Genomic DNA, 25989 nt, shown 5'->3' with positions numbered 1-25989 from the left:
GCAACAATGGGGGCGGCAACAATGGGGGCGGCAACAATGGAGGCGGCAACGGCCGCTGACCGTCGGCCGTCGAGACAGGCCCGGCACGAGCCGGGACCGCGCGCCGCAAGCGCTCCCGCTTCGAGGCGGAGCGCTTGCGGCGTGGGTCGAGCGTGGGTCAGAGCAGGATGCCGAGACCGGCGAGCAGCGTGAACAGCGTTGCAGCGAGGGAACCGAGAACCATGTTTACCTCCGTTGTGTCGAGTGACGATCCTTCCGTCCTCGCATGAGCGGGGACGAACGACGCTCCCGCAGCAGCAGGGTGCACCACAGGGGACGCCATCAAGATCATCGAGCGGTACGTTCTAGGTGTTACCCGCGGTTCGACGTCCCACTCCGTGATGTGCATCACCGACGCCTCCGTCAGCCTCCGAGGATGCGGCGCAGCTGCCGGGCCTGACCGACGAGGTGGCCGTCGCCGTCGGTCAGCTCCGCCTCGTCGACGCACAGCATCTCGGTGGCCCACACCGTTCGGTGCCGCAGGTGATACCAACCGTCGGCGGCTGCACGCGACGGGGCGAAATGCGCCGCGAACTCCACCGTCGGAACCGGGACGGGTGCGGACATCGTCGCGAACAACCCCGGCGGCAGCGCATCGAGGAGGATCGCGGCGCGCTCGACCGGAGCGAACCCGACCGCGGACATCAGCCGTATCCACACCTCGAATTCCGGGTCGTCGCCCCGGCCGAAGGGCCGGGCCGCATTGATCGGCCGGATGTCGAGGTACTGCGAGAACGGCACGAAGTCGACCGGGATCTCCAGGGGCGGCAGCGTCACGGGATCCGTGCCGCCGAAATCGCTTCCCGTACGCGGCCAGGTCGTTTCACCCACCGTCCGGGCGAGCCGGACGAGGGCGGTGACCGAGTCCGGCATCGATGCCCGGGCGCTCACGGTCCGGCCGCCGCGGACGTCGTCGACCGCGACGTCGACGGGGCCGGGCTGCACAGGGCCGGTGAAGTGCGCCGAGACGGCGAGCGGCGTTGCGCCGGTTTCCACGGCGGCCGCGCGGATCAGGGCCGCGACGACGAGTCCGCCGTGCACGCCACCGAATCCCAGCCAGCTGGAATCGAATTCGATCGGGAAGGGGGCGGGGGCGAGATGGGTCATGCCAGGACCTTCACTTCCGGTGTGGACGGGCGGGGGGTCATACCTCCGGCGGCGAGGGCGGCGACGACGGCAACCGCCGCGATCGTCCACCAGGAGAATCGGAAGGCGGACACCGCATCGTCACCGGCCCCGAGGATCGCGACGAGCACGCTGATCCCGAGCACGGTGCCGAGCTGCCGGCTCATGGTGACGATCGCGCTGCCGGTGGCGGTGCGTGCCGGGGGCAGTTGCGCCGTGGCGGCCGAGAGGATGGTCGGCAAGGCCAGCCCCACGCCGACGCCGCCGATCAGCCAGCCGGGCAGCAGCGCGGTCGCATACTCCGGCTCCGGCCCCACCGTCGCGAGGACCAGGCCGGCGCCTGCGCCCCACAGCACGCATCCCGCTGCGGCGATCGCGCCGGGGGTGAAACGTCGCGCGAGCACCTGCCCGACGGCGGCGAAGAGCGGCACCATCAGCGGCCCGGGAGCCACGGCCAGACCCGTCCGCAGCGCGGAGTATCCCCAGACCTGTTGCACCCAAAGCACATTGGCCAGGAGACCGGCCGCGAACGTCGCGCTGAAGATCAGGGCGGTCACGTTCGACCAGGAGAAGGAGCGCACCGCAAGCAGACTCGGCTCGATCAGCGGCGCGGGGTGCCGGGCGTTGACGTGCGCGAACAGCAGCAGGGCCCCGGCGGCGACGACGAACGCGGCGAGGATGCGGACGTCGGCCCAGCCCCACTCCGGCCCCTGGACGAGTCCGAGCGCGAGTGCACCGATGCCCAGCGTCAGCAGAGCGGCGCCGGCCAGGTCGAGGCGGGTGCCGGAATCGACCGGGCGGATGTCCGGCACGACGCGCCGCGCGACGGCGAGGAGCAGGATCCCGATCGGGACGTTGATCAGGAACGCCCAGCGCCACGAGACCTCGACCAGAAGCCCGCCGACCACCGGGCCGAACGCCGCCGCAGCAGCACCCGTGGCCGCCCAGATCCTCACGGCACCGGCACGTCGCGCCTCCGGCACCGCGCTCACGAGCAGCCCCAGGCTGGCCGGCGTCAGCGCCGCGGCTCCGACGGCCTGGAACAGCCGGCAGATCACGAGCACCCACAGCGACGGACTCAGCGCACATGCCGCGCTCGCGACGGTGAACAGCCCGAGGCCGGCGAGGAAGCCGCGCCGGCGGCCGATGCGGTCGGCCCAGCGACCGAGCGGGACCAGCAGCGCCGCGTACACGATCGCGTAGCCACTGAGCACCCAGCTGAGCTCTCCCAGCGAGCTGCCGGGGTAGCTGGTCCCGATGTCGCCCAGTGCGACGTTGAGGACGAACAGATCGAGGCTCGCGACGAAGGGCGCTCCCGAGAGGACGGCGAGGAGCGGGCCGATCCGGACCGAGACCTGACTTTGGCTTTCCATAGCCAGAGAGGTTAGAAGCTGACTATGGCCTTGGCAAGTCAGATAGGATGGGGCATGCATGCGGCACGGTTGGACGGCTTCCTCGCCGATCGCGACGCCTGGCAGGCCTCCCAGTGCTCGATCGCCAAGGCGATGGACGTGGTGGGGACCCGCTCGGCGATGCTGATCCTGCGCGAGGCCTACTACGGCACCACCCGGTTCGACGACTTCGCGCGCCGCGTCGGCATCACCGAGGCCGTCGCGGCCGCACGCCTGCGCGAACTGACCGCCGAGGGCCTGTTCGAGCGCCGGCCCTACAAGAAGCCCGGGCAGCGGACACGGTACGAGTACATCCTCACCGAGAAGGGCCGCGACCTGTTGCCTGCGGTGCTCGCGCTGATGCAGTGGGGCGACAAGTACCTCCAGGGCGAGCGCGGCGGCCCCCTCGGCCTGTCCGACGACGCCACCGGCGACCCCGTGCGCGTCGAGGTCCGCAGCACCGAACGTGAAGTCCCCCTGGAGGAATTGCGCCTGACACCGAACTTCACCGAGGAGCAGGCCCGGCGCGCGATGCGTCGCACCGACCCCGCAAACCGATGACTCGCCGTCACGCGCTCTGAGACAATCGCATCGGTCGATGCGTTTCCACGAGCGTGCCGGGGGTGGTCACGGTGACAAAGATCCCGGAAGACGGTGCCGGGCCCGATCTCACCCGGGTGCCTACCGACTTGCTGCTCGCCGAGCTCCGCCGGCGGATCGAGTCGTCGACGGCCCCCTCCGCGGCGGCAACGCCCGGACGGAACGAGGGCACCCCTCCCCCGAACACGCCCCTGCAGGTGTTCGAGGTCTCCGAGGGCGACGAGAGCGAGCTGCGCGCGTCACCGATCCGCCCGGACAGCGAGACCTGAGCTGATCCGCGCGGTCGGCGGCCGGCCGCAGCGAATTGCCCTCACGGCCGACCGGGAAGCGCGCGGGTGCCTCGGCGCCACAACGGTGACGTGCCCCGCAAGGTCCTGTCGGTGCCGTCAGCCCCGAGCCACGAACCGGCAGAGCCCTGCTCTGCCGGGTCGCGATGTCACGGGGTCAACGCCCGACAATCGTCGAGCTGAGCGGGGGGCTGGCCACCGCCGCGCTCCCGGCTGTCATCCTGGATCACCGTGCCGACGTACCGATTCGTGAACGGGATCTTGTCGGCCCCCACGGTCCCCTGCAGCACGATCTTGCCGTTGACCCGGGCTGTGTACAGGTCTCCCTCGGCCCGCAGCTCGATCACTGCGCCTTCGGGAAACCTCGACGTGGACGCGTACTGCGGAGTCCCCGCCACGGGGGTGAACCCGTTCGGGTTGGCAGGATCTTCGTGGTACAACGCCATGATGCTGTCGGTGAACGCGAACTGCACACCGGTGTCGACACCGGGATTGGCGCGCACCACCGGACCGATCGACGAGTGCTCCGGCTCGCGTCCGTTCCAGCGGACCACACACCGCATCACCTGCGTCTCGCTCGGCATCGGCTCACTCCAGAACGCAAGACTCAACGGAGTCGACGGAGTCCCCCGGCCGTCGAGATGACCGTTCACGATCTTCAGTGTGCCTCCACCCCAGGTGATCCAGTTCGGGCCGAGCGGGCCGTCCGGGCGATCGAAGTCGTCGGCCGCACGCAGCACCAAGGGGGTCGCCGGAGCCGGTGCGCGGTAGTTGTCCCCGCCCCTCTCGTCGGCGGTGTCTATGAGCGGCGAGGCCGCGATCCTCGGAATCGGAGCGAATTCGGGCCCGGCAGGGCGGGCATGTGGGTCCGCGGTACCCGGATCCGCGTCAGCCAGAGGTGCCAGTCCGGTTGCGAGTGCGAGCGACCCACACACGATGCCGAGCCGCACGGCGCCTTTTCGGACGGACGTGAGAATACGATCGTTCGGTTCGGGAAGCACGCCGGGAATTTTAGGGCCCGAAAGCACATATGACAGTGATGCTCGTCACGACCACGTCCCTCCGGGCCGCGGCGGGCCGATGTCTCCAGCGCCCATATGCACCGATCAGAGGCATACACGGTGTCAGTAGTGGGGGACCCTGGCGGTCCTGTTTCCGGGATTCGAACGGCCGCCTCGACGGCGGAGCTCTGCGCCCAGCCGTGCAGCCTGACGCGTGAGGTGGTCGCGTTCGGGGAGGTTGGGCGCCGATCGGGCCGCTTCGGTGTAGAGCCGTGCTGCGGTCACCAGGTCACCGGCACGCTCGTGGAGGTACGCCGCGGCGGCGGCATGGCGGGGCAGGGCGGGGTCGAGCCCCGCCAGGGCGGCCAGACCGGCCCGCGGGCCGTCGGCCTCGCCGACCGCGACGGCGCGGTTGAGGCGGGCCACCGGGTTGTCGGTGAACCGCAGCAACTCGTCGTACCACTCGACGATCTGCACCCAGTCGGTCTCCTCGGCCGTGCGGGCATCGGCGTGGAGCGCGGCGAGGGCGGCCTGGGCCTGGAACTCCCCCAGTCGGTCGCGGGCGAGCGCTGCCTGGAGCACGTCGACGCCCTCGGCGATCAGACGGGTGTCCCACAGGCTGCGATCCTGCTCGGCCAGCGGCACGAGGCTGCCGTCGGTACGGGTCCGCGCCGGGCGCCGTGCGTGGTGGAGCAGCATGAGCGCGAGCAGGCCCGCCACCTCCTCATGCTCGATCATAGCCGCCAGCTGGCGAGTGAGCCGGATCGCCTCGACGGCGAGGTCGACGTCGCCGGAGTAGCCCTCGTTGAAGACGAGGTAGAGCACGCGCAGCACCGTGGCGACGTCACCGGGCCGGTCGAACCGGACACCCGAGACGGTCCGCTTGGCCCGGCTGATGCGCTGGGCCATGGTTGCCTCGGGCACGAGGTAGGCCTGCGCAATCTGTCGCGTGGTCAGACCGCCGACCGCGCGCAGTGTCAGCGCGACCGCCGAGGCCGGCGTCAGGGACGGGTGCGCGCACAGAAAGTACAGCGCAAGCGTGTCGTCCACTGCCTCGGCCGGGCCGGGCCCGGGCTCGACCTCGACGAGCACCTCGCGCCGCCGCCGGGAGGACTCGGCGCGGGTGGCGTCGAGGAACCTGCGCCAGGCCACGGCGACCAACCAGCCCTTCGGGTCCCGCGGCGGATCGTCCGGCCACACGCGCACCGCTTCGACCAGGGCGTCCTGCACGGCGTCCTCGGCCGCCGCGAAGTCGGCTCCGCGGCGGACGAGGATCCCGATCACCGTGGGGGTGAGGGTCCGCAGCAGGGTCTCATCCACCGTGCCTCACTCCGTGACGGTCGGAGGCGCGGACAGGAACGGGCGCACCTCGAGCCACTCGTGAATCGGCTTCCCACCCGCCCCCGGAGCCGCAGACAGCTCGCCGGCCAGCTCCAGCGCCCGCTCGTAGCTGTCGACGTCGATCACCATCCAGCCGGCGATCAGATCCTTGGTCTCGGCGAACGGGCCGTCGGTGACCGGCGGCCGCCCCTCGCCGTCGTACCGGACGAACGTCCCCTCCGGGGACAGCGCCTGCGCGTCGACGAACTCTCCGGTGCCCTCGAGCCGAGCGGCGAAGTCGTTCATGTACTGCATGTGGGCGGAGATCTCCTCCGGCGTCCACTGGTCCATCGGCACGTCGTTGACCGGTGCGGGCGCGCCACGGTAGTGCTTGAGCAGCAGGTACTTGGCCATCGTGTTCTCCTTGATGCGGTACAGCCCATTGTGGCCGTGTTCACCTCAGGGACGGAGCCGTGCTCGGGATCTCGACATCCCACCGCGACATTTCCCGGCGATCCTCCTGACACCGCGCACTCTGCGGCGCCACGGGAGCCGCGACGAGCTTCGCGCCCGCGGGCTTGCAGGCCGGCCACGACGGCGTCGAGCGAGAGAATGTGGGCAAGAACCAGAACAGGGCCGGCTCCCGTTCCCGGAACCGGCCCCTGACCTGCCGTGCAGCGTTTCCGCTGGTGGAGCCCCCTGTCAGGATTGAACTGACGACCGCTCGCTTACAAGGCGAGTGCTCTACCACTGAGCTAAGGAGGCAGTCGAGCGGCCCCATCATATCGGTAGCGCCCGCTCCACATGCGACCGCCCGGGTTCGTTACGGTGGATCCATGGCTGCTGTTACCGCGCGCATCGCCGAACACCGGACGGACGGGAGCACGTAACGGTGGGGACGCTGGCAACCGCCTTCGGGAAGCTCGTCCTCGACCGTCGCGCCACCCTCGACACCATCACCGAGGCGCCGGCGCCGCTGCAGCCGATCGACCTGACCGACGACGCGACGGTCGCCGAGGCGCTCGACGTCGCCGTCCGCGTCGGCGAGGTGCTGCTGGCCGCGGGCACGGGTGCGATCGACACCTCCGAGCAGGTCCGTTTCGTCGCCGCGACGTACGGCCTGGCCCAGTGCGACGTGGACGTCACCTACAACTCGATCGTGCTCTCGGCGTACCGGGGGCCGACGATGCCGCCGGCGAGCACGATGCGCGTCGTGCAGTACCGGTCGATGGATTTCACGCGGCTCGCCGCGGTGGACCGGCTGACCCGGCGCATCCGACGGGAGGCGATCTCGCCGGCGCAGGCCCGCGAGGATCTGCTGGCGATCACGACGGCGCCGCACCCGTATCACCGCTGGGTGGCGACGTTCGCGTGGGCGGCGATGGCCGCGTCGATCTCGGTGCTGCTCGGCGGCGGCGCGCTCGTGGCGGTGATGGCGTTCGCATCCACGGCGGTCATCGACCGGACGAACCGCGTCCTCAACGGCATGGGCCTGCCGTTCTTCTTCCAGCACGTGGTCGGCGGCATCATCGCCGCGACGCCCGCGATCCTGTTGTTCAACCTGCGCGAACCGTTGGGTGTCGACGTGCCGCCGGGCCTGATCATCGCGGCCGGCGTGACGGTGCTGCTGTCGGGACTGTCGCTGGTCGGTTCGGTGCAGGACGCGATCACCGGGGCACCGATCACTGCGTCGGCGCGGTTCTTCGAGCTGGTGATGATGACCGGCGGAATCATCGCCGGCGTGGCGACGGCGCTGAAGGTGATGGAGGCGCTCGGCGCGGAGCTGCCGGTGATCAGCAACGATGCGCTGCCGACGGCGACCGCGCTGCCGGTGAAGGTGCTCGCCGGTGCGGCGTCGGCGTTGTTCTACGCGCTGGCGTGCTACGCCGAGCGACGGGCGCTGACGGCCGCCGCGCTCGGCGGTGCGGTGGGCAGCCTCGTGTTCTTGATGTCGATGGAGTTCGCGGTGGGTCCGATCATCTCGTCGGCGACCGCCGCGACGGTGGTCGGCTTCGCCGGTGGCTTGATGGCGCGACGGGCGCTGACCCCGCCGCTGGTGGTGGCGGTCGCCGGTATCACCCCGTTGCTGCCGGGCCTGTCGTTGTATCGGGGCCTGTACGCGGTGATCGGCAGCGAACTGCTGCTCGGGCTGACCGCGCTGTTCTCGGCGTTCGGCATCGGGTGCGCGCTGGCGGCAGGGGTGACGCTCGGCGAGTGGCTGGCCCGCACGGTCCGGCATCCGCGGAGCGTGCTGCGGGCGGGGTCGCTTCGCCGGCCGCAGTTGCGCCGCGTCCGGCGGGTGCGTCCGTACCGGGGCTCGAAACGCCACGAGAGTCACTCCGCGGGTGGTGCACCCACGGCGTGACTCTCGGTCGACGCGGTTACCGCGGCAGGTCAGGCGCCCGCGTTGCGGGCCTTCTCGTCTGCCTCCATGGCGTCACGCAGGCTCTTCGGCCGCATGTCGGTCCAGTTCTTCTCCACGTACTCGACGCATGCTGCACGCGACTCCTCCCCGAACACCACGCGCCACCCCTGCGGCACCTCGGAGAAAGTCGGCCACAGCGAGTACTGCTCCTCGTCGTTCATGAGGACGTAGAAGCGGCCGTCTTCGTCGTCAAAAGGATTCGTGCTCATCTCGCCTCACTTGTCGCATAGGTGTGCTGCTTTCGTACCCTAGCAAGCCCGGGGGTCCGGTCATGACCCGCTGGTAGTTTTCCTCCGCGCCGCTCGAGGACGGATCCGAGGATCTCCCCGGACCGGATCGCCACGTTCGACAGCAGCGACGCCGTCAACCCGTGGGTCTTCTCGGTGCCGCCCTGCAGATAGATCCCGGCACGGACGTCGCCGGCGGTGGGCAGCCGGTAGTCCCGGTCGACCGTGCGCAGCGGCGACGACGCGGAAGCGAGGGCGCCGAGCAGGGGCGGCAGCGGGGCGGGCTCGAACCCGGTGGCGAGGACGACGGCGTCGCACATCAGGGTGTCGGTGAGTCCGTCGATCGTGCTGCGCACGTCCACCTCGATTCCGGTGGTCGACTCGGTGACCGCGGCGATCTCGGAGGCGCGCCGCATGAACAGCCGCCGCCGTCCGCTGACGCGTTCGCGGTACTCGGCCGCGTACAGCGCGGTGATCAGGTCGGGGTCGACGACGGAGTAGTTGGTGCCGCGGTGCAGGGCGAGCAGTCGTGCCCGCTCGGTCTCGGGTGCGGCGTGCAGTTCGTCGACGGTGGCCGGGTCGAAGATGCGGTTGGCGTACGGACTGTCGTCGGCGGGGCTGTAGCCGAAGCGGGCGAAGACGTTGTGCACTTCGGCCTGCGGATAGTGGCTGTGCAGGTACTGCACCACCTCGGCGGCGCTCTGGCCGGCGCCGACGACGACGAACCGCTGGTGCACGGGCGCGGGCATCTCGGCCAGATGGAACAGGAACCGGTGGTTGTGGAAGCAGCGCGCGGTCTCGGTGGCCCACGCGGGGATGCGGGGCCGCAACCCCACGCCGACGACGACGTTCCGGGCGTGCACGACGGTGCCGTCGGCGGTGTGGACGGCGAGGCGGTCGGCGATGCCTGCCTCGTCGTGCACGGCCTCGACCGCGGTGACTTCGGTGCCGTAGCGCACGTCGGCGTCGACGCGGCCGGCCGCCCACTGCAGGTAGTCCTGGAATTCGTGCCGCGTCGGGAAGAACGTCTGGTGGTTGACGAAGTCTACGAGCCGGCCCCGGTCGTGCAGGTAGGCGAAGAAGGTGTAGGGACTCGTGGGGTTGCGGAAGGTGACCAGGTCCTTCGGGAAGGCGATCTGCATGGTGGCGCCCTCGAGGAGCATGCCGGGATGCCACGCGAAGGCGGGTTGCCGCTCGAAGAACCGTGCCCGTACGGGATCGTGCGGGGCGTCGGCATTGTGTTCTTCGACGGCGATCGCCAAAGCGAGATTGGCGGGCCCGAATCCGATCCCGACGAGGTCGAGGAGTTCCGGTGGTTCGCCGTCCGGCGACGGCGAGTCACCGCTGTCGTTGCAGGATCGGTCGGTCATTGGTCGCTCTTCCGTGCTCTGGGGCCGCAGCCGCGGATGGATCGATCGCACAAGAAGATAGCTCAGGCTATCCTTGGTTTGGTTAGCCTACCAATCATTGAGGTCGGCTGGGGAGGCTGCGCTGCACCCTCCCGGCCCGGCTCCGGCCCGCCCTAGTTGCGCTCCTCCGCCCGCGCGAACAGGTCGCCCTTGCGGATCTTGCCGGTGGCGGTCATGGGCAGCGCAGCCACGAATTCGACGATCGGCACCTTGTAGCCGGCCATGTTCTCCCGCGCCCACGCCACGAGCCCCTCGGCCGTGACGGCCGTGCCGGGGACCGGCTGGACGAACGCGAACGCGACCTGTCCCCTGTCCGGATCGGACTTGGGGACCACCGCGACCGTCGCGACGTCCGGATGCATGCGCAGCAGCGCCTCGACCTCGGCGGGGAAGACGCTCATGCCGTTGGTCTTGATCATCTCCTTGTTGCGGGCGAGGTAGTGCAGCGCGCCCCGCTCGTCGAACCGACCGACGTCACCGGTGCACAACCAGGCGCCCTGGAACGAGTCCGCGGTGGCCTCGGCATTGCGGTAGTACCCGGTCGTCACCGAGGGGCTGCGCACGATGATCTGCCCGGTCGCGCCGATCGGCACCGGAGCGCCCGTCTCGTCGACGATCAGGATGTCGGTGCCCGGCACCGGCAGGCCGCAGAACACGGGCTCGCTCTCGAGGTCGACGTCGCCGTCCTGGAAGCCGAGGGTGAAGGTGTCGGCGGTGTTCGTCTCGGTCATGCCGTAGCTCGCCTCCCGCAGGGTGTGGCCGGTCGCGTCGCGCCACCGCCGGCGGATCGCCGGATCCAGCTTCAGCACGAACGACACCGCCATGGCGTTGTCGAGGCTGGCGGCGCGGCTGCCGTCGAAGCCGGGCGCCTCCAACAGCTCCACGTAGTTGTCGACGGTGCCGACCGTGCTGGTGACTCCGTGCCGCTCGACGAGGGCCAGCGCGGCGTCCGCGTCCCACCGGGTCATCAGCACGACGGTGCCGCCGTTGACGAGGGGATTGAGGATGCCGAAAACCTCGCCGGCGATCCAGAACATGGGCAGGTAGTTGAGCACCACCGTCGTCTCCCCCACCCGGCGGCCGCCGCCGACGGTGGCCGCGGCGGCGGTGTAGACCATGTGCCACTGGGTGTGCTCACAGCCCTTCGGCATGCCGGTGGTGCCACCGGTGTAGTTCAGCGCGGCGAGCGCGTCCGGATCGGTCGCGACGGCAGGAGCGCGGGGGCTGTCGACGATGCCCGCCCAGTCGCCGACGGCGGGATCGGCGACCGGGAAGGGCGGTGGCACCTCCCCCGGCGCCACACCGGCGAGCATGTCGCCGAGGGCGGTGACGGCGACGTGCCGCACAGGGGTGCGCGGCCGGACCGCTTCCACGAGCGGGAGCAGTTCGGGCTGCGTGAGCAGGATCGTGACGCCGGCGTCGGCGAGCTCGTGGGCGAGTTCGTGCTCGCGCAGCATCGGGTTCACGGGCACGTGGACGGCGCCGATCTTGAGGATCCCGAGCATCGCGACGTGGAACTGCGGGCAGTTGCCGAGGTGGACACCGACGCGGTCGCCGGCCCGGGCGCCGCGGGCGAGCAGCCAGCCGGCGAACCGGTCGGAGAGGTCGTCGTACTCGGCATAGCCGACGGTGCGACCGTAGAACTCGATCGCGGGGGCGTGGGGACGCATGCTCGCCCAGTGCCGCAGGTAGTCCACGAGCCCGCGACCCTCGATCGGGTACTCCACCGTGCGCGGCACCTCCGGCGGCCAGTGGACCTCCTGCACCCGCCGGATCTCGGCGAGCGCGGCCTCGAGCGCATCGGAATCGGTGGGGACCGTGTCGAGCTGGCGTGTCATGTCGACCTTCCGTTTCTCGGGGCATCCGCGACGGCCGGGGTGATCCCGGTCACCCGCCATGTATAGTTGAATCCGGTGTCGGATTCAACTGCCCGGAATTCTCGCGAGGAGTCCGAATCACCGCACCGCAGTAGACGTTCCGCTGCCGAAAGGAATACGCATGGCGTCCGTGAACAAGCAGGTCCGATTGGCGCGACGACCGGTCGGCCGCCCCGACGAGTCCACCTGGGACATCACCACCGCACCCGTTCCGCGGCCCGCCGACGGCGAGTTCACCGTCCGCGTCGAGTATGTCTCCCTCGACCCCGCCATGCGGGGGTGGCTGAACGACGTCCGTTCGTACATCCCGCCGGTCGCGATCGGCGAGATCATGCGCGCCCATGCCGTCGGCCGGGTACACGAATCCCGGCACGACGACTACAAGGAGGGGCAACTCGTCTCGGGACACTTCGGGGTGTGCGACTACGCCGTCTCCGACGGTAGCGGCGTCGTCCCGGTCGACGAATCCCTTGCGGCCCCGCCGGTGTGGCTGGGCGCCCTCGGATTCCCTGGCATGACAGCATATTTCGGCCTCGTCGACGTCGGGCGGATGAAGCCGGGCGACACCGTGCTCGTCTCGGGCGCCGCCGGGGCCGTCGGCAGCATCGCCGGGCAGATCGCCAAACTGAGCGGGTGTCGCGTCATCGGCATCGCCGGCGGGCCCGACAAGTGCGCGTGGCTCACCGACGAACTGGGCTTCGACGCCGCCATCGACTACAAGGCCGGTTCCGTGGGCCGGGCGCTGCACGCCGCCGCGCCGGACGGGATCGACATCTACTTCGACAACGTCGGCGGTGAGACGCTCGACTCGGCGCTCGCCGTGCTGCGCAAGAATGCGCGAGTCGTGTTGTGCGGTGCCATCTCCGGCTACAACGCGACCGACCCGCAGCCGGGGCCGTCACGCTACCTGTCCCTGCTGGTGAACCGGGCCTCCATGGCCGGGTTCATCGTCTTCGACTACCTCGACCGCTTCCCCGAGGGCATGGCCGCGGTGTCGGAGTGGATCCGCCGCGGCGAACTGGTCACCCGCGAGCAGGTCGAGAGCGGCGGCGCCGAGGCCTTCGGGCGCACGCTCAACATGCTGTTCGACGGTGCGAACACCGGCAAGCTCGTGCTGAAGATGACCGACGACGCCTGAGGGCTCGCGCGGGGTGGTCGAGTGTCGGGCCCGCCACCCCGCGACCGGCCCCAGCGATCAGTTCTCGAACCGGTAGACCGCGTAGGCGGTGCGGATGACCGGCTGCGCGACGTTGCGGACCCGCACGCCGCCCGGGGTGGTGCCGCGCTCGCACCCGGCGTGCGCGTGCCCGTGCACGGCCAGGTCCAGGTGGAACTCGTCGACCGGTTCGCCGAGCAGATACGACCCGAGGAACGGGTAGATCTCGGCGGGTTCGCCGCGCAGGGTGTCGCTGATCGGCGAGTAGTGCAGCAGCCCGACGCGGACGTCGGCACCGTCGAGCTCGGCGACGGCGCTGCGGAACCTGTCGGCCAGTTCCACGGTGTGCCCGGCGAACTGCTTCATCTCCGGCTCACCGAACGCGCTCGCGCACTTGCCCGCGAAACCCCCGCCGAATCCCTTGGTCCCCGCCACACCGAGCCGCGCCCCGCCCACCTCGAGGACGACCGACTCACCCTCGAGCATGACTATGCCCCGGTCGCGGAGCAGTTCGGTGATCTCGTCCGCGGCGTCGCTGTGGTAGTCGTGATTGCCGAGCACCCCGACGACGGGCACCGGCAGGTCGCCGAACTCGTCGGCGACGACGCGCGCCTCGTCGACGGTGCCGTGCCGGGTGAGATCACCGGCGAGCAGCAGCACGTCGGCATGCTCGTGCAGGTGTTCGAGGGCGGGCCGCAGATGGCCGCGGGCGTCCTCGGCCAGGTGTACGTCGCCGACGGCGGCAATCCTCATCGCAGTTCCTCCACCGAGGTTCCGGGGTCGCGCGAGTCGACCACGTGCACGTCGTTGTGGACGGTGACGTCCGGTAGCTGTTCCTGCACCACCACGGTCAGCGCGTCGCGGCGTGCGGCGCTGGCGACCTCGCCGGTCAGGTACACGTCGGTGCCGCGGATCGTGACGCGCACGCCCTGTTCGGCGGTGCGGGGATCCTCGGCCAGGGCGCGGTGCAGGTGCGCCACCACATACTGCGGGTGATCCTGCTCCGGGTGTTCGTGACTCATCGCCGGACCTCCGAGCCGGGTTCGATGATGCCCAGGTCGGCGAGCAGGCCGAGGAAGGCGCGGGCGTACGGCGACGCCGCCGTGGCGGTGGCCACCTGGGCCCAGTCCACCTGCTCGCGCAGGGCGCGGGCGATGCGCAGCAGCGGCGCGAAGTCGCAGCGGTGCGCGTCGAGCACGTTGAGCTTGTCGCTCATCAGGTCGGTGCCGCTGATCACCGGCGCCGCGGTCGGGCCGATGCGCATCCACTGGGCGCGGGCGAGCATCGAATCGTCGACGTCCCGGTCGTTGGGGCGGAAGATCAGGTCCACGAGATGCTCCCCCTCGTAGACCTTGCTCAGCCAGTTCTCGGGCGGATCGACCGGACGCATGCCGGCGGCGACGAGCGCCTCCCGCGCGGCGTCCACGTCCCGGGGGCGGACGAACAGGTCCACGTCGTGGTCGGACGCGGGCCCGCCGCGCGCGTACACCGCGCATCCACCGCCGACCGCGAACGGCACCCCGGCTTCGTTGAGGGTGTTCGCCGCCTTGGTCAGCACCTGCAGCAGCTGGGTCTCCTTGACCGACTCGTCCGGCGAACCCGCGACGTCGACCGTCGCGGCGTCGGGGCTGTGGGGCTGTGCGTTGGTCATGGGTGGCGGGTACCCGCGCGCCGACGGCTCACACCTGACCGGGCACTCGTCCCGTCACGAAGCCGAACCGCTCGGCGAGCTCGAGGCGCGTGGTGTCGGCGTCGGTGTGCAGCACGCCGGCGATGCCGATCCGCGCCGCCCCGTCGAGGTTCTGCTGCAGGTCGTCGACCATCACGGCCTGCTCGGGCGCCACCCCCAGCCGCTCGCACGCGAGGGCGTAGATGCGGCGCGACGGCTTGCGGATGCCGATCTCGGCGGAGATCACCACCTCGTCCGCGAGCGCGGCCAGGTCGAAGCCGGCATAGCAGTCCCGGCCGAAGGCGTTCGACACCAATGCGACCGGCACGCCGGCCGCCCGGAGGTCGTCGACGAGGGCCACCGTCCGGTCGTCGCGCCGCATCCCGGCCTGCATCCGGGCGGCGAGTCCCTCCGCGGTCACGGCCGCCCCGTGGGCGCGCAACCGCTCGGCGAAGCCCTGCTCGAACTCCTCCGCGTCGATGCGCCCCGACTCGTGCTCGGCGAGCAGCCCGCGCGAGATCGGGTCGCCGCCGAGCAGCCGCAGCGGCAGTCCCGGATCGCCGAGTGTCGCGCCGAACTCCTCGAACGCGGCGAACACGCTCGTGGTGATCACCCCGCCGAAGTCGACCAGGACGGCGGTGCGTTCGGAGATGGGTGCAGCGAGGTTCATTCCGCCCGGCCTTCCGCGCGTCCGGCGCCGACCGCCGCGGCGCGCTCGGTGTGGAACCGCACCATGCCCTCCTGCGCGACGGCGGCGACCAGTCGTCCGGCCGTGTCGAAGATCTGTCCCTGGATCAGGGCGCGCCCCGATTCGGACGACGGCGACACCTGATCGAACAGCAGCCATTCGTCCACCCGGAACGGCCGCAGGAACCACACGGCGTGATCGAGGGACGCTCCCTGGATCGGCCTGTCGGGATGCGGTAGGACGGCGATGTCGAGCAGCGCCATGTCGCTGCAGTACGTCAGGGCGCAGGCGTGCAGGACCGGGTCGTCCGGCAGGGGGGTGCGGTGCCGTATCCACAACCGCCGGCGCGACGGCACGTCGGGCGTGGCCTCGTCCGCAGGGAGCCAGCGGCGCTCCCAGTCGTCCCATTCCGGGAAGTCGTACCACGCGGCCCACGGGCGGCCGTTCTCCGCGATCTCTTCCGGTCCGGCCGTCGCCGGCATGGCCGCCTGATGGGTGTACCCGTCGTCGCCGCGGTGGAACGAGGCGGTCAGTGTGAACACCGTCTCGCCGTCCTGGACCGCGGTGACGTACCGGGTGCGGAAGCTGCCGCCGTCCCGCACGGCGTCCACCCGATAGTCGGTGGGGTCGAGCGGCCGGCCGGGGCGCAGGAAGTGCCCGTGCACCGAGTGCACGCCGAACTCGGGCGGCACGGTCCGTGCCGCCGCGGAAAGCGCCTGCCCGGCGACCTGGCCGCCGAAGGTCCGCTCCATCTCGGTCGGCACCGGGTCGGCGCGGAACGTCGCCGGGGCGATTTCGCGCAGGCCCAGAACCTCGTCGATGCTCGGCACGTGTTTCCCTCCTCGGGTCAGGACGACGCGACCCTGCGCATCTCGCGGCGCAGGATCTTCCCGCTGGTGGTCTTGGGCAGCTCGTCCAGGATCTCGACCGACCGCGGGGCCTTGTAGGTGGCCAGCCGGTCGCGGCACCACGCCACCAGCTCGTCCGGGTCGACGTCCTGGTCCGGGCGCAGGCTCACGAACGCAGCGACCGACTCGCCGCGGTAGGAGTCGGGCACGCCGACGACCGCGGCCTCGCGGACCGCCGGATGCCGGTAGAGCACGTCCTCCACCTCGCGGGGCCAGACCTTGAACCCGGAGGCATTGATCATGTCCTTCTTGCGGTCGACCACGTACACCCAGCCCTGTGCGTCCATGAAGCCGACGTCACCGGTCAGCAGCCGCCCGCCCGGGATGGATTCGGCGGTGGCCTCGGGCAGGTTCCAGTAGGCGGGGACGACCATGGGACCCTCGACGGCGATCTCCCCGACCTCGCCCGGTCCGAGGTCCTTGCCGTCCTCGTCGACGATGCGCACCATCGCGGTGGGCAGCGGCAGGCCGATCGACAGCGTGCCCGAGTCCGGATCCACCGGCGCCTCGCGGCCGGAGGGCACGACGACACAGGGCGCGCTGGTCTCCGTCAGGCCGTAACCGTTGCGGATGTAGAGGCCGGTCCGCTCGCGGAAGCGCTCGACGATGGCCGGTGGCAGCGGCGCGCCACCGGAGTTGAGGGTCAGGAGCGACTCGAACGCGTCCGACGAGAACGACGGATGCGCCAGCAGCGCCATGTACGCGGTCGACGGGCCGACCATGAACGCGGGCCGCTCCCGCTTCAGGACGTCGAGCACCACCCCGGCGTCGAAGCGGTAGGCCAGCACCAGCGGACCGGCCAGATCCACCGCGGTGAGCAACTGGACGACCATCCCGGTGATGTGGAACAGCGGCGCGAGAGCGAAGATCGGCGAACCCGCCGGAATCTCGTCGTACAGGCGCAGCAGTACGCAGTTGACGGTGAGGTTCGCGTGGGTGTTGGTGGCGCCCTTGGGCAGTCCGCTCGTCCCGGACGTGTAGGAGACGAGCGCGATGTCGTCGGGGACCAGGCCCGGATCGGGGACGGGGCGGCCCGCCCACTCGCGGGCGACCTCGAGCAGATCGGGGACGCCCGGCGTACGGCGGCGCTCGACGCCCGCGAAGAGCCGCTCGTCGTTCCGGGTCTGCAGGTCAAGTTCGCTCGCGGTCAGCGCGATCGTCACGCCCGCCCCGACGGCCCGCTCCGCCACCCGGTCCGCCCACGCCTGTTCGCCGCACACGACGGCGACGACGCCGGCGTCGGTGAGGATGTGGTCGAGTTCGTCCTTGTACATCGGGTTCAGCGGCACCACCGCGCCGCCGGCCTTCCACGCGCCGAACAGCGCGAGGACGAACTGCGGCACGTTCTGCAGGTACACGGCCAACCGGTCGCCCCTGCGGAAGCCGTGTTCGAGCAGGTAGGCCGCCACGCCGTCGGTCAGCTCGTCGACTTCCCGATAGGTCAGCGTCGCACCGAGATACGTGATCGCCGGCCCGTCCGGCGCGGCGGCGACGGCGTCGGCGAACACCTCGAGCGTGGTCCGCCGCGGGACGGGTCCGACCTCGGCCACGCGGGGATCGTACTGGGCCATCCAGGGCCTGTCGTCGTACCAGCTCATCGTGGCGGCACCTGTCCTTTCGTGTGTTGTTGCAGCGCAATCGTTTCGGTCACGAGACCGGCAGGCCGACGAGGTCCGCCAGCCGGGCGCGGTGCCGGGACGGGACGCCGAGCGCGAGCTGATCGGCCTTGGCCCGCTTGAGGTAGAGATGCGCCGGGTACTCCCAGGTCATGCCGAGGCCGCCGTGCAACTGGATGCACTCCTCGGCAGCGTGGACGGCGACGTCGCTGCAGTAGGACTGGGCGACCGCCGCCGCGATCGCGGTGTCGTCGTCGCCGCGTGCGTACGCGTCGGCCGCGTACCGGGCGGCCGACAGCGCCGCGCCCACCTCGAGCCACAGATCGGCGAGCCGGTGCTTGATCGCCTGGTACGAACCGACGGCGCGGCCGAACTGGCGGCGCTCCTTGACGTAGGCGACGGTGGTCTCGAGGCACCACTGGGCCACCCCGAGCTGCTCGGAGGCGAGCAGCACCGCCCCGCACTGCAGCGCCTCGGTCACCGCGGCGGCCGCGTCGCCGCCGTCGACGCGGGTGGAGGCGGCCCCGGCGAACTCGACGTCGGCGATCGGCCGGGTCATGTCCAGCGACAGCACCGGGGTCACCGTGACGCCGGCGGCGTCCGACCGGACGGTGTGCAGTTCGAGGCCGTCCGGCCCCGCGACGGGGACGACGAGCACATCGGCCTCGTGTGCCCCGGCGACGCTGGTGACCCGTCCGGTCAGGCCGTCGGCCGTGCGATGCACCCCGGTGATCGCGGCGTCCGGCGCCGTCGACAACGGCACGACGAGGGCGCCGGTCGCGGCGCCCTCCGCGAGGGCCGGCACGGTCCCGGTGTCGCCGGCGCGCAGCAGGGCGACGGTGGCGAGCACCGCGCTCGACAGGTACGGCACCGGCGCGGCGGCCCGGCCGATCTCCTCCATGACGACCGCGGCCTCGCGGGTGCTCGCGCCGGCGCCGCCGAGCGACTCGGGCACCAGCAGCCCCGCCAGCCCGAGTTCGGCGGCGACCGTCTTCCACACGCCCGAGAAGTCGGCGGGCGCGGCGTCGTACGCGGTCACCACGACGGACGGTGGGCAGCGATCGGTGAGCACGCGACGGACGCTGTCCCGCAGGGCGTCCTCGGTGTCGGAGTACAGCAGGTCGGTCATCGCGCCAGGTCCTTCCACGGAATATCCTTGTCCACACGGTGTTCCGGCGGCAGCCCGAGCACCCGCTCGGCGACGACGTTGCGCAGGATCTCCGACGTGCCGCCCTCGATCGAGTTGCCCTTGGCGCGCAGGTACCGGTATCCGGGTTCACGGCCGGTGAAGTCCACCGCCTCAGGCCGGCGCAGGGTCCAGTCGTCGTATCGGAGGCCGTCCTCGCCGTGCAACTCCACCTCGAATCCCGACACGGTCTGGGCGAGGCGGGCGAACGCGAGCTTCATGCCGGAGCCCTCCGGACCGGGCTGGCCCGCGGCGAGCTGCTGGCGCAGGCGTTCTCCGGTCAGCCGGGTCACCTCCGCCTCCACCCACAGCCGCATCAGCTGGTCGTGCCGCGCCGGGTCGCGCAGCTCGGGACGCTCGCGCCACGTCGCGGCGACCTTGCCGATCATGCCGCCCTCGCGGGGCGCGCCGGAGCCGATCGCGACGCGTTCGTTGTTGAGGGTGGTCGTGGCGACGCGCCAGCCCTGCCCCTCGTCGCCGAGCCGGTTGGCGTCGGGTACCCGCACGTCGGTGAGGAACACCTCGTTGAACTCGGCCTCGCCGGTGATCTGCCGCAGGGGTCGCACGTCGACGCCCGGATCGCTCATGTCCAGCAGGAAGTACGTCAAGCCGGCGTGCTTGGGCACGCTCGGGTCGGTGCGGGCCACCAGGATCGCCATCTGCGCGTTCTGCGCGCCCGACGTCCACACCTTCTGGCCGTTGACGATCCAGTCGTCGCCGTCGCGGACCGCGCGGGTCGCGACGGCGGCCAGGTCGGAGCCGGCGCCGGGCTCGCTGAACAGCTGGCAGTAGATGTGCCGTCCGGTGTAGAGGGGACGCAGGAACCGGCGTTTCTGCTCCTCGGTGCCGAACGCCGCGATGGTGGGCGCGGCCATGCCCAGGCCGATGCCGTTGCGGCCCGCGGCGGGCCGGGGTGCTCCGGCGGCGGCCAGTTCGGCCTCGACCTGCGCCTGGTGACTCTGCGGCAGGCCGAGTCCGCCGTGGCCCGGCGGGAAGTGCACCCAGGCGAGACCCGCGTCGAACCGAGCGCCGAGGAAGTCCTCCGGCCCGGTCGTGCTCGGATCATACTGGTCCAGAAGATGTTTCACGCGCCCGGAGAGGTCGCGCGAGGTCGTCTGCTCGTCGGGGGACATCGTCGTCTCCTGCGTGTCGAGGGTGGTGGGGGCGTCAGATGCCGGCTTCGTCGGCGATCTCGCGGGCCTTGTGGACGAGAGCGTCGATGCGCGCGACCGTGGGAGTGCCGGCCGCGGCCTTGTTCTGCGGTTCGTCGAGGGCGCGGCGCATCACACCCTCCGCGATCACCGCCACCTTCCACAGCCCCAGCGCGTGCCAGAACTTCAGCGCCGCCGGGTCGCGGCCCGTCTCGTCCAGGTAGACGGCGGCGAGTTCGGCGCGGCTCGGGAAGCCCTCGAGGGTGGAGGCGGGGAAGTCGCCGCCGGTGTCCTCCCCCGGCTCGGGCCAGTACGCGAACAACGACCCGACGTCGGCGAGGGGGTCGCCGACGGTGGACAGTTCCCAGTCCAGCGCGGCGACGACGTCACCGCTCTCGCACGAGGTGATGACGTTGCGCAGGTGGAAATCACCGTGCACCAAGGTGATTTCGTGCTGTGGCGGCACGGCGGCCAGGAGCCGGCGGGTCAGGTCGTCGAGTTCGGGCAGCTCGCGGGTCTTCGACTTCTCCCACTGGCCGGCCCAGCGGTGCAGCTGCCGCTCCGCATACGGCTTGGGGCGGGCGAGGGCGTCGAGCCCCGTACGTTCGAGGTCCACGGCATGGATCCGGCCGAGCGTCCGCGCGAGCGACAGCCCGATCCGGCGGCGGCGCTCCGGCGTCAGGGATTCGGCGACGGACATCCGGTCCACCACCTGTCCGTCGACGAACTCCATGAGCACCAGCGGCACGTCACTGAATGCCGGATCGTCGGTGAGCCCGAACACCTTCGGCGTCGGCACGTCGGTGCCCTCGAGCGCGGAGAGGATGCGGGCCTCGCGCGCGACGTCGTGCGCGGACGCCAGTAGGTGCCCGAGCGGCGGTCGCCGCAGCACCCACCGGCGGCCGTCGCCGTCCTGCACCAGGTAGGTCAGGTTCGACTGTCCGAGCCCGATGCGGTCGAAGGTCAGCGGCGCGGTGTGCTCGATGCCGAGGTCGCGGAACCAGCGCAGGATCGCGTCCGGGTCGATGCCGACGGTTTCACGCAGGGGCATGGGCACTCCCGGGCAGGGCGGCGAACGCGGGGGCGCGCCGCTCGAGGTGACTGGCGACGCCCTCGGCGACGTCGGGACCGCGGAAGGCCTCGCGCATCAGGCGGTCCGCGGCGGCGAGCGCGTCCGGGTAGGACCGGTCGGCGTCGTCGCGCAGCTGCTGCTTGATCGTCGCCATCGACCGCGGCGAGCAGTGCGCGGCGAGGTCGGTCGCGTAGGCGACGGCGGCGTCGACGACGTCGCCGGTGGTGACGAGATGGTCGAGCAGGCCGATCCGGTGGGCCTCGTCCGCGTCGACCATACGGCTCGACAGGAGCAGGTCCGTGGCGCGGCTGTGGCCCACGAGGCGGGGCAGCAGCCAGCTGATGCCGTACTCGGCGATGAGCCCGCGGCGCGCGAACGCGGTGGTGAACCGGGCGGTCGGGTCGCCGAAGCGGACGTCGCAGTAGAGAGCCTCGACCAGGCCGAGTCCCGCGACGGGTCCACGGATCGCGGCGACGAGCGGTGTGCGGACCCGCAGCGGGAAGTCGCGCGGGCGTGGCCGCATCAGGTCGTCGTCCGACGCGTCGGCGACGTGGCGCAGGTCGTCGAGGTCGGCGCCGGAGCAGAATCCGCGGCCGGCACCGGTGACGACGACGGCCCGCACCTGCGGGTCGTCGTCGGCCTCGGCGAGCAGGTCGAAGTAGCGGTCCTCGAGCGCGTTGCTCCAGGCGTTGAGCTTGGCCGGCCGGTTGAGGGTGAGCAGGGCGACGGGGCCGCGCCGCTCGGTCAGGACCAGGTCGTCGGTGGTGGCCACGCCGCGGGTCGCCGCGGCGGGTGCGTCGGTCATCCGGGTGCTCCTTCACAGCAGGGAGTCACGTAACTTGACGTCAGATTCAAGTTGCTGAGCGCTCGCATAGTTTGCGCCCGAGGCGGTGTGATGTCAATCGCTCGGGCCATCCGGATGTGACCGGGGCAGGCGGCCCGGGCCACGGTCGGCGCGGGCTCGACGGGGCTTGCCCGATCCCCGAGTCCCGGGTCGCCGGCGGGCGGAGGACCCGGTCAGGGCCCGACGGCGTCTGGGGCGCGTGGACCGCGCCCCGAATTTCCCCGGTGGTCCGGCACGGCACGTACCGATCGGTGCGCGAGGCGAGTAAGCATGAGGGATCCGCACCGGATCCGAACGAGCAGAGAGGGCGCGATGGCTCAGGTGGATGCCGCGAGCGAGCCGATCGGCCTCGACGCAGCGCGCGTCACCGCGTGGTTCGTCGAGCACCTCCCGGACGTCACACCCCCGTTGCACTTCGAACTGATCACCGGAGGCCGGTCCAACCTCACCTACCGGGTCCGTGACGAGGCGGGGACGCGTTGGGTCCTGCGCCGGCCGCCGACCGGGGAACTGCTCTCCTCCGCCCACGACGTCGTGCGGGAGTGGCGCATCCTCGACCTGCTCGCCGGCGGCCCGGTGCCGGTGCCGCCGGTGACGGGCTGCTGCACCGACCGGTCGGTGACGGGGGCGGACTTCTACGTCATGAAGCACGTCGAGGGCATCGTCCTCGACGATGCCGAGACGGTCGCCGCGATCCCCCGGCCGAACCGACCGACCGCCTCCCGCAGCATCGTGGACACCCTCGCGGTGATCCACGCGGTGGACACCACGACCGGACCGCTGGCGCAACTGGGCAAACCGGGCAGCTACCTCGAGCGCCAATTGCGGCGCTGGAGCCGTCAGCTCACCGCCGGCGGTGTCGGTCCCGGGCCCGTGTGGGACGTCCACGAGCTCCTGACCCGGAAGCTGCCCGCCGAACGGTGGACCGGGTTGGTGCACGGCGACTTCCGGCCGGGCAACCTGCTGATCGGGACCGACGGGCAGGTGCGCGCGGTTCTGGACTGGGAGCTGTGGACCATCGGCGACGTGATGGCCGACCTCGGGTGGCTCACCGCCACCTGGGCGTCGGCCGACGTGATCGGCTGGGCGCCCGATCCCGCCGACGGTTTCCTCGACGTCGACACGGTCGCCTCCCGGTACGCCGACACGACCGGCCGTGACCTCGACGACCTGCGCTATCACCAGGGCTTCGCGCTGTGGAAGCTCGCAGCCATCGCGGAGGGTGTGGCGGCGAGGTTCCGCGCCGGCGCGATGGGCGATCAGGAGGTCGACATCGACGCCCTCGCACAGCGTCCGGCGCAGCTGGCCGAGATGGCCCGCGCGGTGCTCACGGGGCGAGGGCCGGGCTGACGCGACGCGAGTGCGGGCGGTGCGGCGGCCCGATCCGGGTGCGCGTCCGGACGATCGTCCCTCACCCGGATCGCCGGGGGCGGTGGCGCAGCAACTGGGTGAGACGATGCGCCTGCCGGAGCAGCAGTTCCCCGAGTTCGGGACGACGGTCGGCGCGGAAACGGCTCTCCACCCCGGTGATGCTCAGCGCCCAGGCCGGCGCGTCCCGGTGGTCGAAGACGGCGGCCCCCATCCCCCAGCTTCCCTCCACGAGCAGGGCGGGATTGGTGGAGTAGCCGGCCAGGCGCGTCGCGGCGATCCGTTCCTCGACGGCCTGCCGGCTGTGGTCCGGCCCCCACCCGGCGGTCAGGTCGGTACGGGACAGGTACTCGTCGATGTCGCGGTCGGACAGGTGGGACAGGATGACGAGCCCCGCGGACGCGACACCGAGGGGCAGCCGGATCCCGACGTGGAGGACGTGGGAACGCAGCGGGAAGCTGCCCTCCTCGCTGGCGAGGCACACGGTCTCGTCCCCGCGCCGGGCGGACAGGAAGGCGCTCTCGCCGGTCTCCCGTGCGAGGTCGCGCAGGATGTCGCGGGCGAGGTCGGTGATGTCGTAACGGCCGGCCGCCAGCGAGCCGAGCAGGTACAGCTCGGGCCCCAGCGACCATCGACCGGTCTTCGGGTCGCGGTCGACGAGGCCCTCGTCGGTGAGCGAAGTCAGCAGGCGGTGCGCCGTCGGGCGCGCGAGGTTCGTCGCCCGGGCCAGATCCGAGGTCGACGAGCCGGTGGGCTCGTGCCCGGCGATCGCGCGCAGCAGCGCGCTGACGCGGCCGATCACGTGGGGTCTCTGTGCCTCCTCCATGACACGAGAATACGTCCACTCAGTGAACGCCGTCGAAATCGACGTTCCGATGGGCGAGCAATCTCGAATGCGCCGCTCGCAAGGCCTTGAAATCGGCAAACACAGAGCATGTAGTGGTACTCGACCGATGCGTCATCGTCCATTGAATGAACGCATCCTGCACCGGGGTCCGGAGGGACCGAAGTCTCGAGAAGGGGTCTGTGATGGGAACGAAAGTGTTCGACACGCCCGCGGCCGCCGTCGCGGACGTGTCCGACGGCGCGACGATCGCCGTCGGCGGGTTCGGGTTGTGCGGCATCCCCGACGCCTTGATCCGCGCGCTGGTCGAGTCCGGCGTCGGCGATCTCGAGGTGTTCTCCAACAACTGCGGCGTCGACGACCACGGCCTGGGCCTGCTGCTGAACGCGCGCCAGATCCGCCGGGTCACCGCCTCCTACGTCGGGGAGAACAAGGAGTTCGCCCGCCAGTATCTCGCCGGTGAGCTCGAGGTCGAGCTCACCCCGCAGGGCACCCTCGCCGAGCGGCTGCGCGCCGGTGGCGCCGGCATCCCCGCGTTCTTCACCCCGGCGGGTGTCGGCACCCCCGTCGCGGACGGCGGACTGCCGTGGCGGTACCACGTCGACGGCTCGGTGGCCGTGGCCTCCCCGCCGAAGGAGACCCGGGCCTTCGGCGACAAGCGGTACGTGATGGAGGAGGGCATCACCGCCGACTTCGCGCTGGTGCACGCCGTCAAGGGCGACACCGCCGGCAACCTGATCTTCGACAAGACGGCGATGAACTTCAACCCGCTGGCCGCGATGGCCGGGAAGGTCACGATCGCGCAGGTCGAGGAACTCGTCGAGCCCGGCGAGCTCGATCCCGCGCAGGTGCACCTGCCGGGAATCTTCGTGCAGCGCATCGTCGAAACCGGTCCGCAGGACAAGCGGATCGAGAAGCGGACAGTCCAGGCAACGGAAGGGGCGGCACGATGACCGGCACCAAGGGATGGACCCGAGACCAGATGGCGGCCCGCGCGGCCGCGGAGATGATCGACGGCGAGTACGTCAACCTGGGCATCGGGCTGCCGACGCTCATCCCCGGTCATCTTCCGCCGGACGTGCAGGTGACGCTGCACTCGGAGAACGGCATCCTCGGCACCGGCCCGTACCCGACCGAGGAGAACGTCGACCCGGACCTGATCAACGCGGGCAAGGAGACGGTCACCGTCAATCCCGGTGCCGCATTCTTCGATTCGGCATTGTCGTTCGGCATGATCCGCGGCGGGCACATCGACACCGCCGTGCTCGGCGGCATGCAGGTCTCCCGGACCGGCGACCTGGCCAACTGGATGGTTCCCGGCAAGATGGTCAAGGGCATGGGCGGCGCCATGGACCTGGTGCACGGCGCCAGCCGCGTCATCGTGGTCATGGAACACACCGACCGCGACGGCAATTCGAAGATCGTCGACACGTGTTCCCTGCCCCTCACCGGCCAGGGTGTCGTCGACCGGATCATCACCGACCTCGCGGTGATCGACGTCGTCGGCGACGGGACCCTCGCGCTGCGCGAGCTCGCGCCGGGCGTGACCGTCGACGACGTCGTTGCGGCCACCGCGGCGCCGCTCGAGATCCGCATCGACGAGCTCGTCTGAGAGAATTAGTCGAATACCACTGCTCGACAACAAGATCGGAGACCCCATCGTGACCAGTTCTGTCATCGTTGCCGGAGCCCGGACCCCGATGGGGCGTCTGCAGGGCGCCCTGAAGGACCTCTCCGGTTCGGACCTCGGCGGGGTCGCCATCGCCGGTGCCCTCGCCAAGGCCGG

27 protein-coding genes and 1 tRNA gene are annotated in these 25989 nt (G+C 71.1%); 8 read left to right on the top strand and 20 right to left on the bottom strand.

The genetic code is table 11. From position 1 onward, the window contains the following. Nucleotides 1-402: 402 nt before the first annotated feature. Both G6039_RS24920 and G6039_RS24915 read right to left on the bottom strand, forming a co-directional pair. Nucleotides 403-1146 (bottom strand): acyl-CoA thioesterase, encoded by a 744-nt coding sequence (locus G6039_RS24920; protein WP_006942982.1) that lies wholly within the window; start codon nucleotides 1144-1146, stop codon nucleotides 403-405. After that, nucleotides 1143-2537: an MFS transporter gene (locus G6039_RS24915; protein ID WP_029541203.1), complete on the bottom strand. Its 1395-nt coding sequence runs from the start codon at nucleotides 2535-2537 to the stop codon at nucleotides 1143-1145. The genes G6039_RS24920 and G6039_RS24915 overlap by 4 nt, the downstream gene beginning before the upstream one ends. A 54-nt stretch (nucleotides 2538-2591) precedes the next feature. Between G6039_RS24915 and G6039_RS24910 the strand changes: the two genes are divergently transcribed. Both G6039_RS24910 and G6039_RS24905 read left to right on the top strand, forming a co-directional pair. Further along, nucleotides 2592-3116, top strand: coding sequence for a winged helix-turn-helix transcriptional regulator (locus G6039_RS24910; protein ID WP_006942980.1), 525 nt, complete (start codon nucleotides 2592-2594; stop codon nucleotides 3114-3116). A 71-nt stretch (nucleotides 3117-3187) separates the two neighbouring features. Next, on the top strand, nucleotides 3188-3424 hold the full coding sequence (locus G6039_RS24905) for a hypothetical protein (RefSeq protein ID WP_231385865.1): 237 nt from the start codon (nucleotides 3188-3190) through the stop codon (nucleotides 3422-3424). 167 nt (nucleotides 3425-3591) lie between these two features. On the opposite strand, the gene G6039_RS30820 is transcribed toward G6039_RS24905, so the two are convergent. The 4 genes from G6039_RS30820 to G6039_RS24885 all read right to left on the bottom strand — a co-directional run bounded on the left by G6039_RS30820 (nucleotide 3592) and on the right by G6039_RS24885 (nucleotide 6528). Then, entirely contained in the window at nucleotides 3592-4026 is a 435-nt protein-coding gene (locus G6039_RS30820) for a hypothetical protein (protein ID WP_231772002.1), read from the bottom strand. 540 nt (nucleotides 4027-4566) lie between these two features. Beyond that, nucleotides 4567-5763, bottom strand: coding sequence for an RNA polymerase sigma factor (locus G6039_RS24895; protein WP_029541195.1), 1197 nt, complete (start codon nucleotides 5761-5763; stop codon nucleotides 4567-4569). 6 nt (nucleotides 5764-5769) lie between these two features. Further along, complete coding sequence (locus G6039_RS24890) at nucleotides 5770-6177, bottom strand: YciI family protein (RefSeq protein ID WP_006942909.1); 408 nt, start codon at nucleotides 6175-6177, stop codon at nucleotides 5770-5772. Between the two features lie 276 nt (nucleotides 6178-6453). Then, a tRNA-Thr gene (locus G6039_RS24885) sits at nucleotides 6454-6528 on the bottom strand. A gap of 127 nt (nucleotides 6529-6655) precedes the next feature. Between G6039_RS24885 and G6039_RS24880 the strand changes: the two genes are divergently transcribed. Beyond that, entirely contained in the window at nucleotides 6656-8128 is a 1473-nt protein-coding gene (locus G6039_RS24880) for a threonine/serine exporter family protein (protein ID WP_006942907.1), read from the top strand. Between the two features lie 29 nt (nucleotides 8129-8157). Here G6039_RS24880 and G6039_RS24875 read toward each other — a convergent pair whose 3' ends face one another. The 3 genes from G6039_RS24875 to G6039_RS24865 all read right to left on the bottom strand — a co-directional run bounded on the left by G6039_RS24875 (nucleotide 8158) and on the right by G6039_RS24865 (nucleotide 11662). After that, nucleotides 8158-8397 (bottom strand): MbtH family protein, encoded by a 240-nt coding sequence (locus G6039_RS24875; protein WP_003936798.1) that lies wholly within the window; start codon nucleotides 8395-8397, stop codon nucleotides 8158-8160. Next, nucleotides 8394-9785 (bottom strand): lysine N(6)-hydroxylase/L-ornithine N(5)-oxygenase family protein, encoded by a 1392-nt coding sequence (locus G6039_RS24870; RefSeq protein ID WP_029541191.1) that lies wholly within the window; start codon nucleotides 9783-9785, stop codon nucleotides 8394-8396. Before G6039_RS24870 ends, G6039_RS24875 begins: the two co-directional genes overlap by 4 nt. A gap of 152 nt (nucleotides 9786-9937) precedes the next feature. After that, the gene (locus G6039_RS24865; RefSeq protein WP_043801481.1) at nucleotides 9938-11662 is read right to left on the bottom strand and encodes an AMP-binding protein; all 1725 of its coding nucleotides are present in this window, start codon (nucleotides 11660-11662) and stop codon (nucleotides 9938-9940) included. Nucleotides 11663-11822: 160 nt separating this feature from the next. Between G6039_RS24865 and G6039_RS24860 the strand changes: the two genes are divergently transcribed. Then, nucleotides 11823-12839 carry an NADP-dependent oxidoreductase gene (locus G6039_RS24860; RefSeq protein WP_006942896.1) on the top strand — a complete coding sequence of 339 codons (1017 nt, stop codon included), beginning with the start codon at nucleotides 11823-11825 and terminating at the stop codon, nucleotides 12837-12839. Between the two features lie 57 nt (nucleotides 12840-12896). On the opposite strand, the gene G6039_RS24855 is transcribed toward G6039_RS24860, so the two are convergent. Genes G6039_RS24855 through G6039_RS24810 form a run of 10 tightly spaced genes read right to left on the bottom strand, consistent with a single transcriptional unit; the run spans nucleotide 12897 to nucleotide 21952 of the window. After that, nucleotides 12897-13610, bottom strand: a complete 714-nt coding sequence (locus tag G6039_RS24855) for a metallophosphoesterase family protein (protein WP_029541184.1) — start codon at nucleotides 13608-13610, stop codon at nucleotides 12897-12899. Continuing rightward, nucleotides 13607-13879, bottom strand: a complete 273-nt coding sequence (locus G6039_RS24850) for a BON domain-containing protein (protein ID WP_006942889.1) — start codon at nucleotides 13877-13879, stop codon at nucleotides 13607-13609. Before G6039_RS24850 ends, G6039_RS24855 begins: the two co-directional genes overlap by 4 nt. Further along, nucleotides 13876-14508, bottom strand: coding sequence for a nucleotidyltransferase (locus tag G6039_RS24845; RefSeq protein WP_029541180.1), 633 nt, complete (start codon nucleotides 14506-14508; stop codon nucleotides 13876-13878). The genes G6039_RS24850 and G6039_RS24845 overlap by 4 nt, the downstream gene beginning before the upstream one ends. 28 nt (nucleotides 14509-14536) lie before the next feature. Continuing rightward, nucleotides 14537-15196 carry an HAD family hydrolase gene (locus tag G6039_RS24840; protein WP_006942885.1) on the bottom strand — a complete coding sequence of 220 codons (660 nt, stop codon included), beginning with the start codon at nucleotides 15194-15196 and terminating at the stop codon, nucleotides 14537-14539. Then, on the bottom strand, nucleotides 15193-16044 hold the full coding sequence (locus G6039_RS24835) for an acyl-CoA thioesterase (protein WP_029541176.1): 852 nt from the start codon (nucleotides 16042-16044) through the stop codon (nucleotides 15193-15195). The genes G6039_RS24840 and G6039_RS24835 overlap by 4 nt, the downstream gene beginning before the upstream one ends. 17 nt (nucleotides 16045-16061) lie before the next feature. Continuing rightward, on the bottom strand, nucleotides 16062-17720 hold the full coding sequence (locus G6039_RS24830) for an AMP-binding protein (protein WP_006942882.1): 1659 nt from the start codon (nucleotides 17718-17720) through the stop codon (nucleotides 16062-16064). A gap of 49 nt (nucleotides 17721-17769) precedes the next feature. Further along, entirely contained in the window at nucleotides 17770-18867 is a 1098-nt protein-coding gene (locus G6039_RS24825; RefSeq protein ID WP_006942879.1) for an acyl-CoA dehydrogenase family protein, read from the bottom strand. Next, complete coding sequence (locus tag G6039_RS24820) at nucleotides 18864-20057, bottom strand: acyl-CoA dehydrogenase family protein (protein ID WP_029541170.1); 1194 nt, start codon at nucleotides 20055-20057, stop codon at nucleotides 18864-18866. Before G6039_RS24820 ends, G6039_RS24825 begins: the two co-directional genes overlap by 4 nt. A gap of 34 nt (nucleotides 20058-20091) precedes the next feature. Next, on the bottom strand, nucleotides 20092-21126 hold the full coding sequence (locus G6039_RS24815) for a phosphotransferase family protein (RefSeq protein WP_043801613.1): 1035 nt from the start codon (nucleotides 21124-21126) through the stop codon (nucleotides 20092-20094). Continuing rightward, nucleotides 21113-21952 carry an enoyl-CoA hydratase-related protein gene (locus tag G6039_RS24810; protein ID WP_006942875.1) on the bottom strand — a complete coding sequence of 280 codons (840 nt, stop codon included), beginning with the start codon at nucleotides 21950-21952 and terminating at the stop codon, nucleotides 21113-21115. Before G6039_RS24810 ends, G6039_RS24815 begins: the two co-directional genes overlap by 14 nt. A gap of 351 nt (nucleotides 21953-22303) precedes the next feature. Here G6039_RS24810 and G6039_RS24805 point away from each other — a divergent pair, with 351 nt between their 5' ends. Then, the gene (locus G6039_RS24805) at nucleotides 22304-23341 is read left to right on the top strand and encodes a phosphotransferase family protein (RefSeq protein ID WP_051446145.1); all 1038 of its coding nucleotides are present in this window, start codon (nucleotides 22304-22306) and stop codon (nucleotides 23339-23341) included. Between the two features lie 61 nt (nucleotides 23342-23402). Here the strand turns inward: G6039_RS24805 and G6039_RS24800 are convergent, their stop codons facing one another. Further along, nucleotides 23403-24185: an IclR family transcriptional regulator gene (locus G6039_RS24800; protein WP_043801479.1), complete on the bottom strand. Its 783-nt coding sequence runs from the start codon at nucleotides 24183-24185 to the stop codon at nucleotides 23403-23405. 203 nt (nucleotides 24186-24388) lie between these two features. Between G6039_RS24800 and G6039_RS24795 the strand changes: the two genes are divergently transcribed. The 3 genes from G6039_RS24795 to G6039_RS31320 all read left to right on the top strand — a co-directional run. Then, nucleotides 24389-25156 (top strand): CoA transferase subunit A, encoded by a 768-nt coding sequence (locus G6039_RS24795; RefSeq protein ID WP_029541161.1) that lies wholly within the window; start codon nucleotides 24389-24391, stop codon nucleotides 25154-25156. Next, nucleotides 25153-25815: a CoA transferase subunit B gene (locus tag G6039_RS24790; RefSeq protein WP_006942868.1), complete on the top strand. Its 663-nt coding sequence runs from the start codon at nucleotides 25153-25155 to the stop codon at nucleotides 25813-25815. Before G6039_RS24795 ends, G6039_RS24790 begins: the two co-directional genes overlap by 4 nt. Nucleotides 25816-25864: 49 nt before the next feature. Further along, on the top strand, nucleotides 25865-25989 hold a 125-nt coding region (locus G6039_RS31320; RefSeq protein ID WP_478384691.1), incomplete at its 3' end, for a thiolase family protein.

It is taken from the genome of Rhodococcus aetherivorans, from assembly GCF_011058165.1.
Lineage (GTDB): Bacteria > Actinomycetota > Actinomycetes > Mycobacteriales > Mycobacteriaceae > Rhodococcus > Rhodococcus aetherivorans.
The sequence above is the reverse complement of the archived record's forward strand: the minus strand, read 5'-3'. Positions and strand labels throughout refer to the sequence as shown.